Raw genomic sequence first — 2844 nt, 5'->3', positions numbered from 1 at the left:
CGTCCAGGCGGCGCATCAGCGCGCCGGTATCCGGCCAGGCCGCAAAGAAAAGCAGGTCCGCATAAGTATCCATGCGCGGCCCCTCGTCGGCCTCCTTGTGCTTTTCCTTGTTCTCCTCGAACTCGCCCAGGTAGGGAGATTTCGAACCGTGGCATTCCTCGCAGCGTTTATCCCATAGCGGGCGAATATCCTTACGGTAGGTAACATCTTCCGCCATGACGGAAAAAGACAATGTCAGACAGGCTAAAGCTAATATGGCTCGATTCATTTTTTTCTCCTTCAGGTTAATTATAGGCACGCCATGCGCACCAATCTATTGCGGGAGCCCATCCCAACAGGGAGGGCACCCAAAACACGGGCTCCCGCCCACAAAACCGCTTTTAATCCCCTTCTGCACCGCCTCGGATTTCCGGGTAAAGCGGGGGCCGTCGGCTGCGTTTGTCTGAGGCCAGAGGCCGAGTTTTACGCAGCCGCCCGGTTCACCCGGAAATCCGGGGGAAGCCCGAAGGGCCGGCGCGGCAGGGTGCCTTTTTGTTTGGTTACTGTATTTTGGGCAAGCAAAATAAAGTGACCTGCTGCCGGGCAGCCCCGGCATCTAAACATTCGCGCGAAGCGCTCACAAAACCGAAGCTGACCCCTTTAACCTTCTACACTTGATGGCTTATGTTTGTCGATTACACAGAAACAAGATAAGAGATGCAAAACCAAACGCCGTGCCTAGTATCCAACATGCAAAAGCAGACCATGCAAACACTTTCCCAGGGGAACTTTCCTTGAGACGTTTCTTATCGTTTTGCAGCATGAATTCCCATTCAACTTTTCCTGCAAACAGGTCTGCGGCGTCATCGTTCCAACCTTTTTGCAGTCGCGCAATGCGGTTATACCCCAAGGCGATACCAAATCCGGTAAGAAGCAAGCCAGATATAAAAAATGCTAGCGAGATAATGCTTGTTGGAGGAATAAATGCGGTACTCCCAATAAAAGCGAGTAACACCGCTGTTCCCCCTGCATTCGTACCAAACAAGAATTTAATGGAGTGATCTTCTAACGAAGAGCGAACGCTTTCTAAGTGGTCCCACCGATATCGAATGTACTCTTCAATGCGCTCACGCGGTTCCTTTTCCATTTGCGGGTAGAGCGCCATTTTTACGATCTTTCATTAAAATTAACAAAAAGCGCAGCCCCCATAATTAGGGTCGCACCACCAATTCTATTCTGATTAAAATGCCCCACTAACCCCCAACAACCCTACCCCACAAGCCTCCGCCGCCCGCCTCAACGCTTGATCCTGCGTAGCCAGCGAAACCCCCTCCCGCATGGCCAGTTCCAAATAAGCCGCATCATAAGCACTCAACCGCTGCTCCCGCGCCAGCGTCAAAATCCCGGCAAGCGCATGCTGCGACGTGGCCGCATCCACCCGGATCGGCAGCGCATCCAGCAGGGCGATAAACCGGCTGGTTCTGGCTTCGGTGCTGCGCCCCCGCCTTTCCCCGACCAGCAGCACATTGGCCACTTCCAGGGGCCAGATGGTGGGAACCAGCGCTTCGCTCGAAGCCAGACTTTCCAGAATTGAGGCGGTAAAGTCGTTGGCCTCGTCCTCGAAATACCAAGCCATCACTACCGAATTATCAAGGACAAAGCGGTTCAACGCCGACCCTCCACGATCATTTCGCGGATGGTCATGCCGCCTGTGCTATGGCCTTTTGCGAAAATTTTCAGTTCGTCGATGACCGCACGAAGATCGGGTTTAGCCACCGGCACAACCGGCACCAGCATCGCCACGGGAACCCCATGCTTGGTGATGGTGACCCGCTCGCCATGCTGGACGCGCTCTAGCAGGCTGGGCAAATGCGTTTTCGCTTCATAAGCGCCCACTTCCATGATTTTCCTCCAAATTCAGTTAGACCAGATCAGACCAGTTTATGCCGGTTGATTCATCCCATCAAGCTGATGCAATAAAAAAGGCGCAGTCCCCTGCGCCTTTTTTTAGTCAGTCAGCCGGTCAATCCCAGCTCAACGCCCCGCCACTCTGATATTCCGTCACCCTCGTCTCAAAGAAGTTCTTCTCCTTCTTCAAATCCATCATCTCGCTCATCCACGGAAACGGGTTGCTCGCCCCCGGATAAAGCTGGTCCAGCCCGATCTGCTGGCAGCGGCGGTTGGCGATGAAGCGCAGGTATTCCTTGAACATCGAGGCGTTCATGCCGAGCACGCCGCGCGGCATGGTGTCTTCGGCGTAGGCATATTCCAGCTCCACCGCCTTCTGGATCAGGCCGGCGATCTCGACGCGGAATTCCGGCGTCCACAGGTGCGGGTTTTCCATCTTGATCTGGTTGATCAGGTCCACGCCAAAATTCAGGTGCATCGACTCGTCGCGCAGGATGTACTGGTACTGCTCGGCGGCGCCGACCATCTTGTTCATCCGGCCCAGGGCGAGGATCTGCACGAAACCGACATAAAAGAAAATGCCTTCCATGATGCAGGCGAAGACGATGATCGAGCGCAGCAGCTTCTGGTCGTCTTCCGGCGTGCCGGTCTTGAAGTTGGGGTTGCACAGGGTGTCGATGAACGGGATCAGGAATTCGTCTTTTTCGCGGATCGACGGCACTTCGTGGTACATGTTGAAGACTTCGCCCTCATCCAACCCCAGGCTCTCGACAATGTACTGGTAGGCGTGGGTGTGGATAGCCTCTTCGAACGCCTGGCGCAGCAGGTACTGGCGGCATTCCGGCGCGGTGATGTGGCGATAGGTGCCGAGCACGATGTTGTTGGCGGCGAGGCTGTCGGCGGTGGTGAAGAAGCCGAGGTTGCGCAGGACGATGCGGCGCTCGTCGTCGGTCAGGC

Annotated in this window: 5 protein-coding genes; all 5 read right to left on the bottom strand. The window is 55.3% G+C overall.

What is annotated here, in order from left to right; translation table 11 throughout:
- On the bottom strand, positions 1–268 hold a 268-nt coding region (locus PHD76_15195), incomplete at its 3' end, for a hypothetical protein (GenBank protein ID MDD5263188.1).
- Between the two features lie 393 nt (positions 269–661).
- Positions 662–1144, bottom strand: a complete 483-nt coding sequence (locus PHD76_15190; GenBank protein ID MDD5263187.1) for a hypothetical protein — start codon at positions 1142–1144, stop codon at positions 662–664.
- Positions 1145–1219: 75 nt separating this feature from the next.
- A complete protein-coding gene (locus tag PHD76_15185) occupies positions 1220–1648 on the bottom strand; it encodes a type II toxin-antitoxin system VapC family toxin (protein ID MDD5263186.1) in 429 nt (142 codons plus the stop codon).
- Positions 1645–1881: a type II toxin-antitoxin system prevent-host-death family antitoxin gene (locus PHD76_15180; GenBank protein MDD5263185.1), complete on the bottom strand. Its 237-nt coding sequence runs from the start codon at positions 1879–1881 to the stop codon at positions 1645–1647. Before PHD76_15180 ends, PHD76_15185 begins: the two co-directional genes overlap by 4 nt.
- A gap of 121 nt (positions 1882–2002) precedes the next feature.
- Positions 2003–2844: ribonucleotide-diphosphate reductase subunit beta (locus tag PHD76_15175; protein ID MDD5263184.1), on the bottom strand; the 842-nt coding region annotated here is incomplete at its 5' end.

It is taken from the genome of Candidatus Methylacidiphilales bacterium (assembly GCA_028713655.1).
Lineage (GTDB): Bacteria > Verrucomicrobiota > Verrucomicrobiia > Methylacidiphilales > JAAUTS01 > JAQTNW01.
Note: the sequence above shows the minus strand (reverse complement) of the source record. Positions and strands in the feature narration are given on the sequence as shown.

Coding starts and splice junctions, on each gene's coding strand:
- PHD76_15190 (MDD5263187.1), bottom strand. CDS start 1,144: ATGGCGCTCTACCCGCAAATGGAAAAGGAACCGCGTGAGCGCATTGAA.
- PHD76_15180 (MDD5263185.1), bottom strand. CDS start 1,881: ATGGAAGTGGGCGCTTATGAAGCGAAAACGCATTTGCCCAGCCTGCTA.